This window comes from Pseudoduganella sp. GW821-FHT05F09 (assembly GCF_059419605.1).
In genome coordinates this window covers 956,794-974,597 of the sequence record NZ_JBWKSD010000002.1, presented here as the reverse complement: position 1 = coordinate 974,597, position 17,804 = coordinate 956,794, and the positions used below count along the sequence as shown (strand labels likewise).

Annotated in this window: 18 protein-coding genes; 10 read left to right on the top strand and 8 right to left on the bottom strand. The window is 64.3% G+C overall.

Features of this window, described 5'->3' with window-relative positions:
* Nucleotides 1–19 precede the first annotated feature (19 nt).
* Nucleotides 20–928, top strand: a complete 909-nt coding sequence (locus tag AC07S4_RS09680) for a pseudouridine synthase (RefSeq protein ID WP_494986428.1) — start codon at nt 20–22, stop codon at nt 926–928.
* 4 nt (nt 929–932) lie between these two features.
* Here the strand turns inward: AC07S4_RS09680 and AC07S4_RS09675 are convergent, their stop codons facing one another.
* The gene (locus tag AC07S4_RS09675) at nt 933–1,706 is read right to left on the bottom strand and encodes an exodeoxyribonuclease III (RefSeq protein WP_494986427.1); all 774 of its coding nucleotides are present in this window, start codon (nt 1,704–1,706) and stop codon (nt 933–935) included.
* A gap of 47 nt (nt 1,707–1,753) precedes the next feature.
* On the opposite strand from AC07S4_RS09675, the gene pyrE reads away from it, so the two are divergent.
* The 3 genes from pyrE (at nt 1,754) to AC07S4_RS09660 (ending at nt 3,757) form a co-directional block, all read left to right on the top strand.
* Complete coding sequence (gene pyrE / locus AC07S4_RS09670; protein ID WP_161075331.1) at nt 1,754–2,419, top strand: orotate phosphoribosyltransferase; 666 nt, start codon at nt 1,754–1,756, stop codon at nt 2,417–2,419.
* 109 nt (nt 2,420–2,528) lie between these two features.
* Entirely contained in the window at nt 2,529–2,900 is a 372-nt protein-coding gene (locus AC07S4_RS09665) for a hypothetical protein (RefSeq protein ID WP_494986426.1), read from the top strand.
* Nucleotides 2,900–3,757 carry an alpha/beta fold hydrolase gene (locus AC07S4_RS09660; protein ID WP_494986425.1) on the top strand — a complete coding sequence of 286 codons (858 nt, stop codon included), beginning with the start codon at nt 2,900–2,902 and terminating at the stop codon, nt 3,755–3,757. The genes AC07S4_RS09665 and AC07S4_RS09660 overlap by 1 nt, the downstream gene beginning before the upstream one ends.
* Before the next feature lie 167 nt (nt 3,758–3,924).
* Here the strand turns inward: AC07S4_RS09660 and gatB are convergent, their stop codons facing one another.
* From gatB to gatC, 3 genes are read right to left on the bottom strand one after another with little or no spacing between them, the layout of a single operon-like run.
* Entirely contained in the window at nt 3,925–5,385 is a 1,461-nt protein-coding gene (gatB, locus tag AC07S4_RS09655; protein ID WP_494986424.1) for an Asp-tRNA(Asn)/Glu-tRNA(Gln) amidotransferase subunit GatB, read from the bottom strand.
* Nucleotides 5,386–5,409: 24 nt separating this feature from the next.
* Nucleotides 5,410–6,891 carry an Asp-tRNA(Asn)/Glu-tRNA(Gln) amidotransferase subunit GatA gene (gatA, locus tag AC07S4_RS09650; protein ID WP_494986423.1) on the bottom strand — a complete coding sequence of 494 codons (1,482 nt, stop codon included), beginning with the start codon at nt 6,889–6,891 and terminating at the stop codon, nt 5,410–5,412.
* Nucleotides 6,892–6,902: 11 nt separating this feature from the next.
* Nucleotides 6,903–7,205, bottom strand: a complete 303-nt coding sequence (gene gatC, locus AC07S4_RS09645) for an Asp-tRNA(Asn)/Glu-tRNA(Gln) amidotransferase subunit GatC (protein WP_132136064.1) — start codon at nt 7,203–7,205, stop codon at nt 6,903–6,905.
* 274 nt (nt 7,206–7,479) lie between these two features.
* Between gatC and AC07S4_RS09640 the strand changes: the two genes are divergently transcribed.
* From AC07S4_RS09640 to AC07S4_RS09615, 6 genes are all read left to right on the top strand, one after another.
* A complete protein-coding gene (locus AC07S4_RS09640) occupies nt 7,480–8,523 on the top strand; it encodes a rod shape-determining protein (RefSeq protein ID WP_056398240.1) in 1,044 nt (347 codons plus the stop codon).
* Between the two features lie 102 nt (nt 8,524–8,625).
* Nucleotides 8,626–9,630 (top strand): rod shape-determining protein MreC, encoded by a 1,005-nt coding sequence (gene mreC / locus AC07S4_RS09635; RefSeq protein ID WP_494986422.1) that lies wholly within the window; start codon nt 8,626–8,628, stop codon nt 9,628–9,630.
* Complete coding sequence (gene mreD, locus AC07S4_RS09630) at nt 9,627–10,139, top strand: rod shape-determining protein MreD (RefSeq protein WP_161075338.1); 513 nt, start codon at nt 9,627–9,629, stop codon at nt 10,137–10,139. The genes mreC and mreD overlap by 4 nt, the downstream gene beginning before the upstream one ends.
* 20 nt (nt 10,140–10,159) lie before the next feature.
* Nucleotides 10,160–12,382: a penicillin-binding protein 2 gene (gene mrdA, locus AC07S4_RS09625; RefSeq protein WP_494986421.1), complete on the top strand. Its 2,223-nt coding sequence runs from the start codon at nt 10,160–10,162 to the stop codon at nt 12,380–12,382.
* A 9-nt stretch (nt 12,383–12,391) separates the two neighbouring features.
* Nucleotides 12,392–13,507: a rod shape-determining protein RodA gene (rodA, locus tag AC07S4_RS09620; protein WP_494986420.1), complete on the top strand. Its 1,116-nt coding sequence runs from the start codon at nt 12,392–12,394 to the stop codon at nt 13,505–13,507.
* Complete coding sequence (locus tag AC07S4_RS09615) at nt 13,504–14,712, top strand: septal ring lytic transglycosylase RlpA family protein (protein ID WP_494986419.1); 1,209 nt, start codon at nt 13,504–13,506, stop codon at nt 14,710–14,712. Before rodA ends, AC07S4_RS09615 begins: the two co-directional genes overlap by 4 nt.
* Before the next feature lie 9 nt (nt 14,713–14,721).
* Here the strand turns inward: AC07S4_RS09615 and AC07S4_RS09610 are convergent, their stop codons facing one another.
* From AC07S4_RS09610 to AC07S4_RS09595, 4 genes are read right to left on the bottom strand one after another with little or no spacing between them, the layout of a single operon-like run.
* The gene (locus AC07S4_RS09610) at nt 14,722–15,420 is read right to left on the bottom strand and encodes an SPOR domain-containing protein (protein WP_494986418.1); all 699 of its coding nucleotides are present in this window, start codon (nt 15,418–15,420) and stop codon (nt 14,722–14,724) included.
* A 12-nt stretch (nt 15,421–15,432) separates the two neighbouring features.
* The gene (locus AC07S4_RS09605; protein WP_494986417.1) at nt 15,433–16,221 is read right to left on the bottom strand and encodes a type III pantothenate kinase; all 789 of its coding nucleotides are present in this window, start codon (nt 16,219–16,221) and stop codon (nt 15,433–15,435) included.
* Nucleotides 16,218–17,003, bottom strand: coding sequence for a biotin--[acetyl-CoA-carboxylase] ligase (locus AC07S4_RS09600; protein ID WP_494986416.1), 786 nt, complete (start codon nt 17,001–17,003; stop codon nt 16,218–16,220). Before AC07S4_RS09600 ends, AC07S4_RS09605 begins: the two co-directional genes overlap by 4 nt.
* A gap of 19 nt (nt 17,004–17,022) precedes the next feature.
* Nucleotides 17,023–17,802: an SDR family oxidoreductase gene (locus AC07S4_RS09595; protein WP_494986415.1), complete on the bottom strand. Its 780-nt coding sequence runs from the start codon at nt 17,800–17,802 to the stop codon at nt 17,023–17,025.
* Nucleotides 17,803–17,804 lie beyond the last annotated feature (2 nt).

The following is a 17,804-nucleotide window of genomic DNA, read 5'->3' as shown; positions in this document are numbered from 1 at the left end:
GATGCCGCTTCCACAAGCCATGCAAACCTCGCAAGCCAGGCCAGGCGCGCCGTTGCCGGTCCGTGACGGTGTCGCCCCCAGCTATCTGTGGCTGCCGGAAGGCGACTGGCCGGACATGCTGTCCTTCCTGCTGGCCCGCTATCCGGCCGTGACCGAGGCCGCGTGGCGCGACCGCATGGCGCGCGGCGAAGTGGTGGACGGCGACGGCCGCCGCCTGGAGCCGTCCAGCCGCTACCGGCGCGGCATGCGCATCTTCTATTACCGCGAGCTGGAGCAGGCCGAAACGCCCATCCCGTTCAAGGAGGAGATCCTGTTCCAGGACGAGCACCTGCTGGTGGTGGACAAGCCGCACTTCCTGCCGATGACGCCGGGCGGCCGCTTCCTGCAGGAGACGCTGCTGGTGCGCCTGAAAAAGAGCACCGGCCTGCAGGACCTCACGCCCATCCACCGCCTGGACCGCGAGACCGCCGGCGTGGTGGTGTTCTCGTCCAATATCGCCAGCCGGGGCGCTTTCCAGTCGCTGTTCCAGAAACGGGAAGTGTTGAAGGAGTACGAGGCGCTGGCGCCGTGCCTGCACGGGCGCGACTTCCCCTTCACCTACCGCAGCCGCATGGAAGATGGCGAGAAATTCTTTGTGATGAAGGAAGTGGCGGGCGAGCCGAATTCGGAAACGGTGATCGACGTGATCGAACACCGGGAAGACGCCACCTTATACCGGCTGTGGCCGCATACCGGCCGCAAGCACCAGCTGCGTTTGCACCTGGCCTCGCTCGGCGTGCCCATCGTGAACGACGCCTTCTATCCGGTGGCCCTGCCGTGCAAGCAGGACGACGTGTCGCAGCCGCTCAAGCTGCTGGCGCGCTCGATTACCTTCCCGGACCCGGTGAGCGGCGGCATCCGCCATTACGAAAGCCGCCGCAGCCTGTAGATGCTTAGTCGGCGTGGTAGTCGATGATGAGCGGCGCGTGGTCGGAGAAGCGCTCGTCCTTGTAGATGGCCACCTGGTGCGCCTTGCTGGCGATGCCCTTGGTTGCCACATGGTAATCGATGCGCCAGCCCACGTTCTTTGCGTATGCCTGGCCGCGGTTGCTCCACCAGGTGTATTGTTCTTCGCGCTTGTCCAGGCCGCGATGCACGTCGACATAGCCAATTTCGTCGAACACGCGCGTCAGCCAGGCGCGTTCTTCCGGCAGGAAGCCGGAATTTTTCTTGTTGCCTTTCCAGTTCTTCAGGTCGATCTCGTGGTGCGCGATATTCCAGTCGCCGCAGATCACTACCTCGCGGCCTTCCGCATGCAGCTGCTTCAGATGCTCGATGAACAGGTCCATGAAGCGGAACTTGGCTTCCTGGCGCTCCGGGCCGGACGAGCCGGACGGGCAGTAGACCGAAATCACCGTCAGCGGGCCGAAGTCGCAGCGCACGTAGCGGCCTTCCGCATCGAACTCCGGGCTGCCAAAGCCTATCATCACCGCATCGGGCGCGATCTTGCTGTAAACGCCGGTGCCGGAATAGCCTTTCTTCTCGGCGTAGTGGAAGTGGCCGTGGTAGCCGCCGGGGTTGAGGAACTCGGGCGTCATGTCCGTGGCGACGGCTTTTAGCTCCTGTACGCAGACGAAGTCGGCATCTTGCGTTGCCATCCAGTTGAAGAAGCCTTTGGTGGCGGCGGAACGGATACCGTTCAGATTTGCTGAAATGATTTTTGGCATAGGGGCACAGGGATTAAAATACAGGCACTTACTACTGACGAGGCATTATGAAAAATTTACGGCAAGAGTTTATCGCGTTTTCCGTGGCAACGGGAGTTTTGCGTTTTGGCGAGTTCACCACCAAGGCGGGGCGCCAGTCGCCGTACTTCTTCAACGCCGGCCTGTTCCATGAGGGCGCCACCCTGGCCCAGCTGGCGCAGTTCTACGCGCAGACCCTGCTGGACTCCGGCGTGCAGTTCGACATGCTGTTCGGCCCGGCCTACAAAGGCATCACGCTGGCGTCCGCCACGGCGGTGGCGCTGGCCGGCAAGGGCCGCAACACCTCCTTCGCCTTCAACCGCAAGGAAGCCAAGGACCATGGCGAGGGCGGCACCATCGTCGGCGCCAAGCTGCAAGGCAAGGTTGTCATTATCGACGACGTGATCTCGGCCGGCACCTCGGTGCGCGAATCGGTGGCCATGATACGCGCCGCCGGCGCCGAACCGGCCGCCGTGCTGATCGCGCTGGACCGCATGGAACGCGGCGCCAAGGACGGCGTGATGTCCGAGCTGTCCGCTGTGCAGGAGGTGGCGCAGACCTACGGCATCCCGGTCATCTCCATCGGCAACCTGGACGACTTGTTCACCTACTTGTCCGGCGCTACGGCCGATCCGGCTTTGCAGCAATATAAAGAAGCGGTAGCCGCCTACCGCGCCCAGTACGGCGTGGCGTAAAGCCACAGCGGAGCACTTCTGCGCGGCGCCCCGGTGCGCCGCGCTTTACAGTGCGCAAGCATATGCTAGACTGTGTTTTCTTTGCTGTAACATTGATGATGGGGCAACAATGAATATTGCAACGCTGAAGGTGTACGGCGACAGCGAGGCGCTGGCCGACGTGCGCGACGGTCTTCCGGCTGAACCGGATAGCGACTGGAAGAAGGGCGATGTGCGGCCGGACGGCCGTGTGCGCATCGACGCCGGCTTCTATGTCAACCTGGGCACGGACAAGAATCCGATGGTCCTGCTGAAACAGGTGCACGGCTTTCTGATGGAGTGCCAGGCACGCGGCATTTCCTTCGACGCTTCGAATATCGAAGCAGAATTGCGCATCGCCTACGTCGGCGACGCCACTCCCGGCGCTCCCACGCTGGATTTCTCCTTGGCGGAATTGAATCTGCTGATAGAGATGGGCATTACGCTCAGTATTGCTTCCTGATGCGCTTTTCCGAAGACAGGCTGGCCCGTTTTAAAGGACGGGGCGGGGCGGAACGCGCCATTCATGTCTGGGAACCCTCGCAGCCGCGCGCCGTTATTATGGCGCTGCATGGCGCCATGGCGCATGCGGGCGATTATGTTACTCCCGCGCTGTATTTCCGCAGCCACGGCATTGCCACCGCCAGTTTCGATATGTGCGGCCACGACGGCAAGCGCCGCGCCGATATCCCCGACTTTGATATTTTTCTCGACGAGGCAGAGTTGTTTCTGCAATGGGTGAAGAAGAATTATCCGGATCTTCCCATATTTATCATGGGGCATTCGATGGGAGCGTTGATTGCCACCAAATTTGGGCTGGAACGCCTGCGCCGCAGCGATGAAGTGCAGGGCTTTATATTGTCCTCGCCTTATTATGTGAATGCGGTGCGGATTTCTCCGCTGCTGCAGAAAATATCCGGCCTGCTGGCCCGGCTGGTGCCGCGCATGAAAGTGCCGCTGGCGTCTTTTACCGATGTATTGACGCACGACGCGGCGATTACCGCCCGCCATTATGCCGATGAAAGCGATGGTACCCGCGCCACCGAATTGACGGTGCGGTTTGGCCATGCTTTAAGCGAGGCGCAAAAAGGGCTGGCCGGGAAAATGGCTGGCTGGCGCTATCCTTTATTCGCCGTGGTGGCTGGCGACGACAAGCTGGCCGACGCCAAGGCGGCGGAAGCCATGCTGACCTCGATAGACGGCAATCTGCTGCGCTATAGCTACCAGCTGAAGAATTACCACGAGAATTTCAACGAGTCCAATCGCGAAGAAATCTTTGCCGATATCCTGGACTGGATGCAGCCCCGCATCGCTTCCTGAGCTCCCATAGCAGGCATGGAGCCTTTGAGCGGCGTGTTTCGGCCGCTCCATGCCAGATATTGGCGCGATTGTGCTCAAAAATGGCGGGTTACGCCGCGCTAACCCGCCAGCGCCGCCAATAAAAAAGGCGCCCGCAGGCGCCTTTCGCATTGTCAGCTGAATGAATATCAGCCAGCCAGCTTCTGTTTCAGCAGCTCAGTCAGCTGCGCCGGATTCGCCTTGCCCTTGGACGCTTTCATGGCCTGGCCGATCAGCGAGTTAATCGCCGCTTCCTTGCCCGCGCGGTATTGCTCCACCGATTTCTCGTTGGCTGCCAATACTTCATTCACAATGGCTTCCAGCGCGCCGGTATCCGAAATCTGCTTCAAACCCTTGGCGTCGATAATCGCATCCACCAGGTTTTCATCCGCTGAATTGGCTTCCCACATGGCCGCAAAGATTTCTTTTGCGATCTTGTTGGAAATGGTGCCGTCGGCGATGCGCTTCAGCATGGCTGCCAATTGCTCGGGTTTTACCGGCGCCGCGCCTATCTCCGTATTTTCACGGTTCAGCGTGGAGGATACATCGCCCATCATCCAGTTGGCTGCGGCTTTTGCATTTTCCTTGCCGGCTTTTGCCACCACGGACTCAAAATAAACCGCCATGGCTTTGGATGCGGTCAATACCAGTGCGTCATATTCCGGCAGCGCATATTCTTCAATAAAGCGCGTGCGCATAACGCCCGGCAGTTCCGGCATATCGGCCTTTACGCGCGCAATCCAGTCTTCCGAAATCGCCAGCGGCGGCAGATCCGGGTCCGGGAAATAACGGTAATCCTGCGCGTCTTCCTTGCTGCGCATCTGGCGGGTTTCTTTTTTATCCGGATCGTACAAGCGGGTGGCTTGCACCACGGTGCCGCCGTCTTCGATCAATTCAATCTGGCGGCGCACTTCAACGTGGACCGCTTCTTCGATAAAGCGGAAGGAGTTCAGGTTTTTAATTTCGCAGCGGGTGCCGAATTCGGTCGCGCCTTTTGGACGGACGGACACGTTAATATCGCAGCGGAAAGAACCTTCCTGCATATTGCCGTCGCAAACGCCCAGCCACATCACCAGGCCGTGCAGCGCTTTGCAATAGGCCACCGCTTCGGCCGCGCTGCGGATTTCCGGCTCGGAGACGATCTCCAGCAGCGGGGTGCCGGCGCGGTTCAGGTCGATGCCCGACATGCCCTGGTAGTCTTCGTGCAGCGACTTGCCTGCGTCTTCTTCCAGGTGGGCGCGGGTCAGGTTGACGGTCTTGGTCACGAACTTGCCGTCCTTTTCGTAGCCGAAGGTCAGCTGGCCGCCGATGACCACAGGGTCTTCGAACTGGCTGATCTGGTAGCCTTTTGGCAAGTCCGGATAGAAGTAATTCTTGCGCGCAAAGATGGACTGCGGCGCGATCTTGCCGCCCACGGCCAGGCCGAAGCGGATGGCGCGGTCCACGGCCATTTTGTTCATGACCGGCAGCACGCCCGGCAGCGCCAGGTCAACCGGGCTGGCCTGGGTGTTGGCTTCGGCGCCGAATTTGATCGGCGAACCGCTGAAGATTTTGGATTCGGTGGTGAGCTGCACGTGGTTCTCAATACCGATGACGACTTCCCATTCCATATTTCTGTTCTCTCAAGTAAGGGATTAGATGCCGCTCGGGGCTTGTTTGTGCCACTCGGTTGCTTGCTGGAACTGGTGTGCCACGTTCAACAGCTTGGCTTCGGCGAAATAGTTGCCGATGATTTGCAGGCCGACCGGGCGTTTGCCGTTCTTGTCGCCCTGGCCGAAGCCGCAAGGGATGGACATGCCGGGCAGGCCGGCCAGGCTGGTGGACAGGGTGTAGATGTCGGCCAGGTAGTTGGCCACCGGGTCAGACTTGGAACCCAGGTCCCAGGCCACGGTAGGGGCAACCGGTCCCATGATGACATCGCACACGGCGTTCGGGCCGTTCAGCACGGCTTCGAAGTCCTGCGCGATCAGGCGGCGGATGCGCTGGGCCTTCAGGTAGTAGGCGTCGTAGTAGCCGTGGCATAGCACATAGGTGCCCACCATGATGCGGCGCTGCACTTCCGGGCCAAAACCTTCGGCGCGGGTCTTCTTGTACATGTCCTGCAGGTCTTTATAGCCGTCCGCGCGGTGGCCGAAGCGCACGCCGTCGAAGCGCGACAGGTTGGACGAGGCTTCAGCCGGGGCAATCATGTAGTAGGCGGGAATCGACAGCGCGGTGTTCGGCAGCGAAATGTCGACCAGGGTTGCGCCCAGTTCCACGTATTTCGCCAGCGCGGCGCGCACGGCCGCTTCCACGTCGGCCGCCAGGCCTTCGCCGAAGTATTCTTTCGGCACGCCGATGCGCAGGCCGGCCATCGGCTGGTTCAGGTCGCGGCCGAAGTCTTCCTCAACGCCGCCTTGCTCGGGCGTCAGGCTGGTGGAGTCGCGCTCGTCGAAGCCGGCCATGGCGTTCAGCAGCAGGGCGCAGTCTTCGGCGGTCTGGGCCATCGGGCCGCCCTGGTCCAGCGAGGACGCGAAGGCGATCATGCCGAAGCGCGACACGCGGCCGTAGGTCGGCTTGATGCCGGTGATGCCGCAGAAGGCGGCCGGCTGGCGGATCGAGCCGCCGGTGTCGGTGCCGGTCACGCCCGGCGCCAGGCGCGCGGCCACGGCGGCGGCGGAACCGCCCGAGGAGCCGCCCGGCACGGCCGCGTGGTCCCAGGGGTTTTTCACCGGGCCGAAGGCCGAGTTTTCATTGGCCGAGCCCATGGCGAACTCGTCGCAGTTCAGCTTGCCCAGCGTGACCATGCCGGCCGCGTTGAATTTCTGCACCACGGTGGCGTCGAAGGGGCTGACGTAGTTGGCCAGCATCTTCGAGCCGGCGGTCGAACGCCAGCCCTGGGTGACGAAAATGTCCTTGTGCGCGATCGGCACGCCGGTCAGCGGCGTGGCGGTGCCGGCGGCGATGCGCGCGTCGGCTTCGGCCGCCTGCGCCAGGGTCAGCGCGCGGTCCACGTGCAGGAAGGCGTTCAGCTCGCTTTTCTCTATGCGGTCCAGGAAATGCGTCGCCAGTTCGGTGGCGGAAATTTCTTTGCTCTGCAGGAGCGTGGACAGCTCTTTAATGGTTTTGGTGTGCATGGACATTATTCTTAATCAATCACTTTTGGTACCAGATACAGGCCATCTTCGGTTTTCGGCGCGACCTTTTGATAATGCTCGCGGCGATTCGGTTCGGTGGCCACGTCCTCGCGCAGGCGCAGGGCGATGTTATTCATGTGGGCCGCCAGCGGGTGGCTCAGCGGAGCGACGCCGGTGGTGTCCACGGCCTGCATCTGCTCGGCCAGCGCGAAAATGCCGTTCAGCTGTTCCAAGGCGGTTCCCGCCTGGGTTTCGCTCATTTCCAGTTGTGCCAGGTTGGCGATGCGTTTTACGTCGGATAGTGTCAGGGACATGGCGAGAGGCGCGGCGGACCGCGCGGTTGTAGTATTGATAAAGAACTTGTAAATCCGGCTATTTGACCTTGAAAACCCGGCAATTACCGCGTAATTTACGCGTTGCGGCCTCGCACTTTAGAGTGGATTATTGGTAAATAACATTGGAATTATAAGGTAGAATGGCGGGTTGATGCGTAGCTGGCGCCATGCACCTGTTGCACAGGCCGCCGCCGCTTCCACGGATACTCCCTATAACTGCCCGCGTGTGCGGGCAACGCGCCACAGGATACTCATGTTTGGTTTTTTACGCAGGTATATTTCCACCGATCTGGCCATTGACTTGGGCACGGCCAACACCCTGATTTATGTACGCGGCTCCGGCATTGTGCTGGACGAACCGTCGGTAGTTGCAATCCGCCAGGAAGGCGGTCCTAACGGCAAGAAGACCATCCAGGCGGTCGGCAAGGAAGCAAAACAGATGCTGGGCAAGGTTCCCGGCAACATCGAGGCGATCCGCCCGATGAAAGACGGCGTGATCGCCGACTTTACCGTGACCGAGCAGATGCTGAAGCAGTTCATCCGCATGGTGCACGACTCCAAATTCTTCCGCCCGTCGCCGCGCATCATCATTTGCGTGCCTTGCGGCTCGACCCAGGTGGAACGCCGCGCGATCCGCGAATCGGCGCTGGGCGCCGGCGCCTCGCAGGTGTACCTGATTGAAGAACCGATGGCCGCCGCAATAGGCGCAGGCCTGCCGGTTTCCGACGCCACCGGCTCCATGGTGGTCGACATCGGCGGCGGCACCACCGAGGTGGGCATCATCTCGCTGGGCGGCATGGTGTACAAGGGTTCCGTGCGCGTGGGCGGCGACAAGTTCGACGAAGCCATCGTCAACTACATCCGCCGCAACTACGGCATGCTGATCGGCGAACAGACCGCGGAAGCGATCAAGAAAGCCATCGGTTCCGCCTTCCCGGGTTCCGAAGTGAAGGAAATGGAAGTCAAGGGCCGCAACCTGTCCGAAGGCATTCCGCGTTCCTTCACCATCTCGTCCAACGAGATCCTGGAAGCGCTGACCGACCCGCTGAACAACATCGTCTCGGCCGTGAAGAACGCGCTGGAACAGACCCCGCCGGAACTGGGCGCGGACATCGCCGAAAAAGGCATGATGCTGACCGGCGGCGGCGCACTGCTGCGCGACCTGGACCGCCTGCTGATGGAGGAGACCGGCCTGCCGGTGCTGGTGGCGGAAGATCCGCTGACCTGCGTGGTGCGCGGCTCCGGCATGGCGCTGGAGCGGATGGACCAGCTGGGCTCCATCTTCTCCTACGAATGATCTGAGTAAGCGGGGCGGCCAGGAGCCGCCCCTCTGCTTTTTAAGCTGGTTTTTTCAGGCTAAGGCCGTTCGGGGCGCGCGAGCGCCGGATTATTGGAAGTCATGGAATACAGTCCTCCGCCACTCTTCAAACAAGGCGCGTCCGCACGCGTCAAGATGACGCTGTTCGCCTGCATTTCGATCGCATTGCTATTGGCCGATTCGCGCATGCACGCGCTGACGGCGGTGCGCCAGGTGGTGGGCACGGTGCTTTATCCGCTGCAAATGGCGGCCCTCATGCCGCGTGACGCGATCTACGGCGTCGGCGACTATTTCTCCTCGCTGTCTTCGCTGGAAAAGCAGGTGCGCGAGCTGCGCCAGCAGCAGATCGCCACGGCGCAGGCTTTGCAGCAGGCGCAGCTCCACAGCACGGAAAACGCGCAGCTGCGCAAGCTGCTGGACGCGCGCGGCCACGTGCCGGGCAAGTCCATGCTGGCCGAGATCCTGTACGACGCGCGCGACAGCGCCAGCCGCAAGGTGGTGCTGGACCGGGGCGCGCAGGCTGGCGTGCAGCTGGGCCTGCCGGTGATCGACAACCAGGGCGTGGTGGGCCAGGTGACGCGGGTGTTCCCGTTCACGTCCGAAGTGACGCTGCTGACCGACAAGGAGCAGGCCATTCCCGTGCAGCTGCTGCGCAACGGTTTGCGCAGCGTGGCCTATGGACGCGGCCAGTCCGGCCAGCTGGACCTGCGCTTCATGGCGCCCAATGCGGACGTGCAGGTGGGCGATATCCTGATCACCTCCGGCATCGACGGCGTGTACCCGGCCGGCCTGGCCGTGGCGCGCGTGTCGCAAGTGGAGAACAACGGCAACGGCGCCTTTGGCCGCGTGGTGTGCCAGCCGCTGGCCGGCATCCAGAACCACCGCCAGCTGCTGATCCTGATGTCGCCGCCGGACCTGCCGCCACGGCCGCCGGAGGAAGAGCCGATCAAGCCGGCCAAGAAGGGCAAGGCAGCCGCCAAGGAGGCTGCCGCCGCAGCCGCTGCCGCAGCGGCCGCGCCGGCTGCCGCGCCGGCTGTCACGCCTGCCGCAGCCCCCGCCGCCGAACCTAAGAAAGACGCGCGATGAATCGCCCCCACTATATTCTGCTGCCGGTCAGCCCGCTGTTCATTGCCTTCAGCCTGTTCTGCGCCTTCCTGCTTAACCTGCTGCCCTGGGGCCATTTCGTGGGCGCGCCGGACTTCGTGGCGCTCACGCTGGTCTTCTGGGGCGTGCACCAGCCGCGCAAGGTCGGCATCGGCACCGCCTTCTTCCTCGGCCTGCTGATGGACGTGCACGACGCCACGCTGCTGGGCGAGAACGCGCTGGCCTACACGCTGCTGTCCTACTTCGCCATCATGATGCACCGCCGCGTGCTGTGGTTCCCGATGATGACGCAGGCGGTCCACGTGTTCCCGCTGCTGCTCATGGCGCAGTCGGTGCAGCTGCTGGTGCGCTTCTTCGTGTCGGGCAAATTCCCCGGCTTCTGGTACTTCATCGAAAGCGCCGTGGCCGTGGTGCTGTGGCCAGTGATCTCCATGCTGCTGCTGGCGCCGCAGCGCCGCGCCGTGGATAAAGACCACACGCGTCCTATCTAGCGCTTGGGCCTCACCCTGCAATGACTGAAATAAAGAATACAGAACGCGAACTTCAGCTGTTCCGGCTGCGCCTGTCGGCGCTCGGCCTGCTGGTGTTCGTTTGCTTTGGGCTGCTGCTGGCGCGCTTCATCTGGCTGCAAGTGCTGCACCACGACCACTACATGACCCAAGCCGAGGAGAACCGCATCGCCTTCGTGCCGGTGGTGCCCAACCGTGGCCTGATCGTGGACCGCAACGGCGTGGTCCTGGCCAGCAATTACTCGGCCTACACGCTGGAGATCACGCCGTCCAAGCTGCGGGTGCCGCTGGAGCAGGTGATCGACGACTTGTCCAAGCTGGTGTCGGTGGAAACCAAGGACCGCAAGCGCTTCAAGCGCCTGCTGGAAGAAACCAAGAGCTTCGAAGGCGTGCCGCTGCGCACCCGCCTGTCAGACGAGGAAGTGGCGCGCTTCACGGCGCAGCGCTTCCGCTTCCCCGGCGTGGAGATCCAGGCGCGCCTGTTCCGCCAGTATCCGCTGGGCGAAACCGCGTCGCATGTGCTGGGCTATATCGGCCGCATCAACCAGAGCGAAGCGAAGGTGATCGAGGCCGGCGACGACGCGCGCAACTACAAGGGCACCGAGCATATCGGCAAGGAAGGCCTGGAAAAGAGCTACGAGAAGCAGCTGCACGGCGTTACCGGCTACGAGGAAGTGGAAGTGTCGGCCGGCGGGCGCGCGGTGCGCACCTTGTCGCGCACGCCGGCCACGCCGGGCAACAACCTGATACTGTCGATCGACATCAAGCTGCAGCAGGTGGTGGAGGAAGCGTTCGGCGAATGGCGCGGCGCGCTGGTGGCCATCGAACCGGAAACCGGCGACATCCTGGCCTATGTGTCGCGTCCCGGCTACGACCCCAATCTGTTCGTGGACGGCATCGACTCGCAAAGCTGGAATGAACTCAATACCTCGCTGGACCGGCCTTTGCTGAACCGGCCGTTGTCCGGCACGTATGCGCCCGGTTCCACCTTCAAGCCCTTTATGGCGCTGGCCGCGTTGGAACTGGGCAAGCGCACGCCCAGCCAGGCGATAGGCGACCCCGGCTTCTTCTACCTCGGCGCGCACAAATTCCGCGACGACGTGGTGGGCGGCCACGGCACGGTGGATCTGCGCAAGTCCATCGTCGTCTCCTGCAACACCTATTACTATGTGCTGGGCCGTGACATGGGCATCGACGCCATTCACGACTTCATGAAGCCGTTCGGCTTCGGCCAGCCGACCGGCATCGATCTCGATAACGAGAAAACCGGCGTGCTGCCTTCGCAGGAATGGAAGCGCAACCGTTTCAAGAAAAATCCGCAGGCCGGCAAGTGGGTGGGCGGCGACACCATCTCCATCGCCAACGGTTCCGGCTACAACGCCTACACGCCGCTGCAGGTGGCGCAGGCCGTGTCCATCCTGGCCAACAACGGCGTGGTAATGAAGCCGCACCTGGTGAAGATCGTCGAAGACGGCGCCACCCGCGCGCGCACGCTGACCGTGCCCAAGGAAAGCTACCGCATTCCGCTCAAGCAGGAAAACATCAACCTGATCAAGGACGCCATGGTGGGCGTGACCAGCGAGCCGGGCGGCACCGCCTACCGCGCCTTTACCAACGCCGGCTACGCCGTGGGCGGCAAAACCGGTACTGCGCAGGTGGTGGCAATCAAGGCCAACGAGAAGTACAACGCGGCCAAGATCGACGAGCGCCTGCGCGACAACGCGTGGTTCACGGCTTTCGCTCCGGCGGAGAAACCGAAGATCGTGCTGGCCATGATCGTGGAGAACGCGGGCTTCGGCGGCGCGGTCGCCGCGCCTATCGCGCGCAAGGTGCTGGACTACTACCTGCTGGGCAAGACGCCGGAGAAGGACACCACCAAGGTGCCGAAAGAGGATGCGGACGCCTTCGAGCCGGTGCTCGATCCGGCCGACGAGGAAGCGGCTGCCGTCATCAACGAACAGCGCAGCGCTGCGGGCGGCGCCGCCCCTGCAGTCCCTGCCGCCGCTGGTGCAGCGGCCGCAGCGCCGGGAGCGGCGGGCAAGCCTGCCGTGGCGCCCAAGCCGCAGCCGCCGCAGAATCCGCCATTGATCCAGACGCCGCCGCCGCAGGCGCCGGCGGCGCAGCGCAAGCATGCCGCCGTGCTGCCGCCCGGTGCGCAGCCGCATGCGCCGCCGCCAGCCGTAACGCCGCCTGCGCCGCCTGCGCAGCCGCGCAAGAAAGAATAAGGGACGCGTATGCGTATTAACGAAAGGCGCTCGCTGTGGCGCCGCATGAAACCTTACCTGACCGTGTTCGACGGTCCGCTGATGCTCATCATCACGCTGCTGCTGTCCACCAGCCTGGTCACGCTGGTGTCGGCCAGCATGGGCATCCCGGGCAAGATCGAGGACCAGGTCCGTAACATCTGCATGTCCTTCCTGATGATGTGGATGGTGGCGAACGTGTCTCCGCAGATGATGATGCGCGTGGCGCTGCCCGCCTACGTGGTCACGATCTCGCTGCTGCTGGCGGTGGCGGTGGCCGGCACCATCAAGCTGGGCGCGCGGCGCTGGCTGCATATCGGCGTGGTGGACATCCAGCCTTCCGAGTTCGCCAAGATCGCCGTGCCGCTGATGCTAGCGTGGTTCTTCCAGCAGCGCCAGGGCACGCTGCGCTGGCATTCCTACGCCATTGCCGCCGTGCTGCTACTGATACCGGTGTTCCTGATTGCGCGCCAGCCCGACCTGGGCACGGCGCTGCTGGTGGTCATGGCCGGTTTCTGCGTGATTTTCCTGGCGGGGCTGTCGTGGAAGGCGATCGTGGCGCTGGCCATCGCCGCCGGCGCCAGCTTGCCGGTGGCCTGGTCGCTGATGCACGATTACCAGCGCGAACGCATCATGACGCTGATCGACCCCACCACCGATCCGCTGGGCAAGGGCTTCCACATTATCCAGTCCACCATCGCCGTCGGCTCCGGCGGCATGATGGGCAAAGGCTGGAAAGAGGGCACGCAGGCCCACCTTGAATTCATCCCCGAGCGCACCACCGACTTTATTTTCGCGGTCTACTCCGAGGAGTTCGGGCTGATGGGCAATCTGTTCCTCATGACGCTGTACCTGCTGCTGGTCGGGCGCGGCCTGATGATCGCCGCGAACGCCCCCAACTTCTTCACACGCCTGCTGGCGGGAGCGGTTACCATGATTTTCTTCACCTACGCCTTCGTCAACATGGGCATGGTCAGCGGCATTTTGCCGGTGGTCGGCGTGCCGCTGCCGTTCATGAGCTACGGTGGCACCGCGCTGCTGACGCTGGGGCTGGCATCGGGCATCCTGATGAGCATCCAGCGCCACCGCAAGCTGGTGCAGACATGATGCGCCGCGCCACTTATGGCCTGGCGCTGGCGGCGCTGCTGGCGCTGGCCGGCTGCGGCAGCGCGCCGCAGCAGCCGGCGCACACGCCCGCCGTCCGGCCCGCGCCCGCCGCCAAGCCGTCCGCCAAACCGGAGCCCGGCGTGCCGGTGCTGCCGCCTGCCGGCTCGGGGCGCGGCGGCTACTACCAGGACGACGGCCCGGGCGAGAACCCGCCGCCCAACCTGATGGCGACGCCGGATGCGGAAGTGCGCAACGAGCCGCTCAATCCGCGCAACAGCAAGCCTTACGTGGTGTTCGGTAAAACCTATACGCCGATTACGGACCCGGACAAAACCTTCGTGCAGCGCGGCCTGGGCACCTGGTATGGCAAGAAGTTCCACGGCCAGCGCACCTCGTCCGGTGAAATCTACGACATGTACAAGATGTCCGCCGCCCATCCCACGCTGCCGATTCCTTCCTACGCCAAGGTGACGAATCTGGACAACGGCAACCAGGTGGTGGTGCGCATCAACGACCGTGGTCCCTTCCATTCGACGCGCGTGATCGACGTGTCCTACACCGCCGCGCTGAAGCTGGGATTGCTGGGCAAGGGCAGCCACCAGCTGGAAGTGGAGCGCATCCTGCCTGCGGACGTGGACCGCTTCAACGCCGAGCGCAGCCAGCAGAAGGCCGCCGCCGCGCCGCCCGCGCCCAAGCCCGAGAACAAACCCAAGCCTCTCGCGCCGTCGGAGATGGCCGCCATGCTGTATCCGGCGCCGCCATCCGGCTCGGCCGTGGCCGCAACCGCAACCGCAGTCGCACCCGTAGTCGCACCCGCAGCGGTACAGGAAAGCGCCGCGCCCGCCCCGGCACATGCCAGCCAGGGACCGCAGCCTTTGCAAGCCATGCCGCGCGCCGCGCCGCTGATACTGACGCCGCAGGCCGGCGCCGCCATGCCTGTCGCCGTCTCGCAGGCAGCCATGACTGCGCCTGCCGCTGCGGGCGGCTTCTATCTTCAATTGGGAGCGTATGGACGCAAGGAGAACGCCGAAGCCGTGCGCGCCAAGCTGGCCATGGAAGGTGCTTTGAGCGGCCTTGAGATTGTGCCGTCCGGCGATGTGCACCGCCTGTACGCTGGCCCGTATGCTACGCGCCAGGAGGCGGCGCAGGCCATACCGGCGCTGCCGTCCGCAATGGGCCTGAAGCCCCTGATTATCCAGCGCTAGTCGGCGTCACTACTTGCAGCTGCGGCCTTCCTGGCTAGGGAAGGCCTTCAGCTTGCCCTCCAGCTGCGCCTTCACGTCGGCGCTGATATCGCGGAACTGAAACGCCAGCAGTTTGCTGCCGCTCATGCGCGGCGCCACGCGGGCGCTGTGCACGCCTTGCTTCTGCAGCATGGCCAGCTGGTTTTGCGCCGCCGCTTCCGTTTTGAACACACCCAGCGAAATAGCCCACCGCATGGCCGGATTGTCGGCCATGATGAAGTAATTGCTCACACCCAGTCCGCGCAGCTCGGCCGCTTTTTTGTCGGCGGCTTCCTTGCTGCCCTGCGATGGGATATGCACGATGTAGCTGGAGACCTCGGTGCCGGGCATGTTGCGGCGGGCCTGGCGATCGCCCAGGTCCAGCGGCGCCACGGCGGCCTCGAAGCGGCGCGCGTCGGCCAGCACGAAATTGCCCACTTCATAGCAGGCCACGGTCTCCGGTTTTTTCTCCGCCGGCGCATCGGACCCCGCTGGCGCGGCGGGCTTGAGCGCGGCCGCTGCGGCATTGGCCTTGGCGGCGGGGATCAGCGCCAGCTTGTCCGCATTCTGCTGGTTCTTCAGGCGCGCAGGTTCGCGCTCGTTGCCGCTGAAATGGCCGAGATAACCCTGTCCGTAGGCGTACAGGACGCCGTTCACAGCAAGCAGCAACCAGAAGATGAGTTTCAGCACGGGCGTTCCATGTCAGGCGCTGCCGGCGGCAGCTTGTAATCCGATCAGCACGATATTGTCCACCAGGCGGTGCGCAAGCTGCGCCGGCAGGGCCGGCGCGATATACGCCGCCGCGCCGCCCGAGACCAGGCAGGCCTCGGCGCGGTGCAGCGCGCATGCGTGTTCGATGGCGCCCGCCTGCGCCGCCAGCAGGCCGCTCAGGATGGCGTCGTCGGTATTGTCGGCGAATCCAGACGGCAGCTTACCGCCTTGCGCTATCTGCGGCAACTGCGCCGTGTTGCGCGCCAGCGAAGTGGCCATCAGACCCAGGCCGGGCAGTATCATCCCGCCGAGGAAGACGCCGTCCGCCGTCACCGCGTCGATGGTGGTGGCGGTGCCACAGTTGGCCACGATGACGGCTTGTCCCGGCGCCAGCGCATGCGCGCCGATGGCGGCGGCAAATCGGTCGCAGCCCAGCTGGGCGGGGTTGCGGTAGCCGTTCTTCACGCCCGCGCGCTCGGGCACGGAGGCGAACCAGTCGATGGCGTCCGCGCCGATGGCCAGCGTGGCCACGGCTGCCGTGATCTGGCCGCGCACTGCGGCGCCGGCCACGTTGGCGGCCAGTACGCGGGTGATGGCGGTGTTGGCGGCGCCTGCCGCGCCTGCGGCATGGGCGGCAGCGGCGGCCTGCAAGGCTGCGGGCAGCTGGGCGGCGTCCGCGTGCATCAGGGCGCCATAGTCCAGCCAGTCGCCCAGCGCCGCGCCGGGAGCGGCCAGCGCCCACTTGATGCGGGTATTGCCCGCGTCGATCAGCAGCATCATGGCGCAAGCCTCAGCGACACGTCGCCCGACAGCACGGCCACGCGGCCCTGGGCCGTGTCCAGCAGCAGGCGCCCGGAGCCGTCCACGCCGGCGCTCAGGCCTTCGTGCAGGGCTTCGCCGTGGTCGAGTATGCGTACCGGCTGGCCGCGCCATGCCTGCAGGCGGTTCCAGCGTTCGGTGAAGGCGGCGAAGCCGGTGTCGTCGAATTCGGCCAGCACCGAGGTCAGGCGGTTCAGCAGTGCGGCCATCAGCTCGTTGCGCTCCATCTTGGCCAGCCAGGGCGCGGACGCCACCTCGCGGCCGATGTCCGCCTCCAGCTGGTCCGGCATCAGCAGATTGATGCCCGCGCCGATCACCGCCCAGATGGCGCCGTCCTGCGCGGCCTGGGTTTCAACCAGGATGCCGGCCAGCTTGGCGCCGTCTTTCATCACGTCGTTCGGCCACTTCAGCTGCACCGGCACGCCCAGCGCGGACATGGCTTCGGCCAGCGCCACGCCCGCCGCCAGCGGCAGGCCGGCCAGGTTCTGCAGCGGACCCTTGAAGCGCCACGCCAGCGAAAACGTGAGCGTGGAGCCGGGTGCGGACAGCCACGGGCGGCCCGCGCGGCCACGGCCGGCGGTCTGGCGCTCGGCGATCAGCAGCACCGGGCCGCTCATCGTATTCACGCGCTGCAGCAGGTCCGCATTGGTGGAGCCGGTTTCGGCCACCACTTCGATCGCCACATGGTTGGCGCACTCGGCGCAATGGCGCGCAATCGCGGCGGAAGTCAGTTGCTGGGTCATGATGGCTGTTCGACGTGCTTTATGGTTCAGGCTTGTGCAGGCGGGCCTTGTGCGGCGCCCTGGCGAAGGCCAGGTCGTAGACGCCGTTCGGCAGCATGCGCAGCAGCTTGGCCACTACGCCCATTTGCCACGGAATCACGGCGTAGCTGTTGCCGCGTTCGATGGCGCGCACCGCCGCCGCAGCGAATTTTTCGGGCGCCATCAGGAAGGGCATGGGGTAGGCGTTCCGCTGCGTCATCGGCGTATCGATGTAGCCCGGCGCAATGGTCACCACGTCGATGCCGTGCGGTTTCATTTCCAGCCGCAGCGATTCGCAGTAGCTGATCACCGCAGCCTTGGAGGCGCTGTAGGCGGCCGCGCCGGGCAGGCCGCGTATGCCCGCCACGCTGCCTATGCCCACCAGGCGCGCGGGCGTTTTCTGCAGCTTCATCGCGGCGATGAAGGGCGCGAAAGTGGCCACGGTGGCGTTCAGGTTGGTGGCGATGATGGCCTCGAACACCGGCAGATCCTCCGCGTGTTCGGTCAGCGTGCCGTGCGAGATGCCGGCGTTGGCGATGACGATGTCGGTGCCGCCGGTGTATTCGATGAAGTCCATGGCCGCCGCGCGGATGGCGGCATGGTCGCGCACGTCCACGGCGTAGGCGCGGTGCTTTTCAGGAGAGGGCAGGGTGGCGATCAGCGCTTGCAGCGATTCGCCGCGCCGGGCCAGCAGGCCCAGCGTGGCGCCGTGCTGCGCATAGCGCAGCGCCAGGGCTGCGCCTATGCCGCTGGACGCGCCGGTGATGAATACGCGTTTCAACG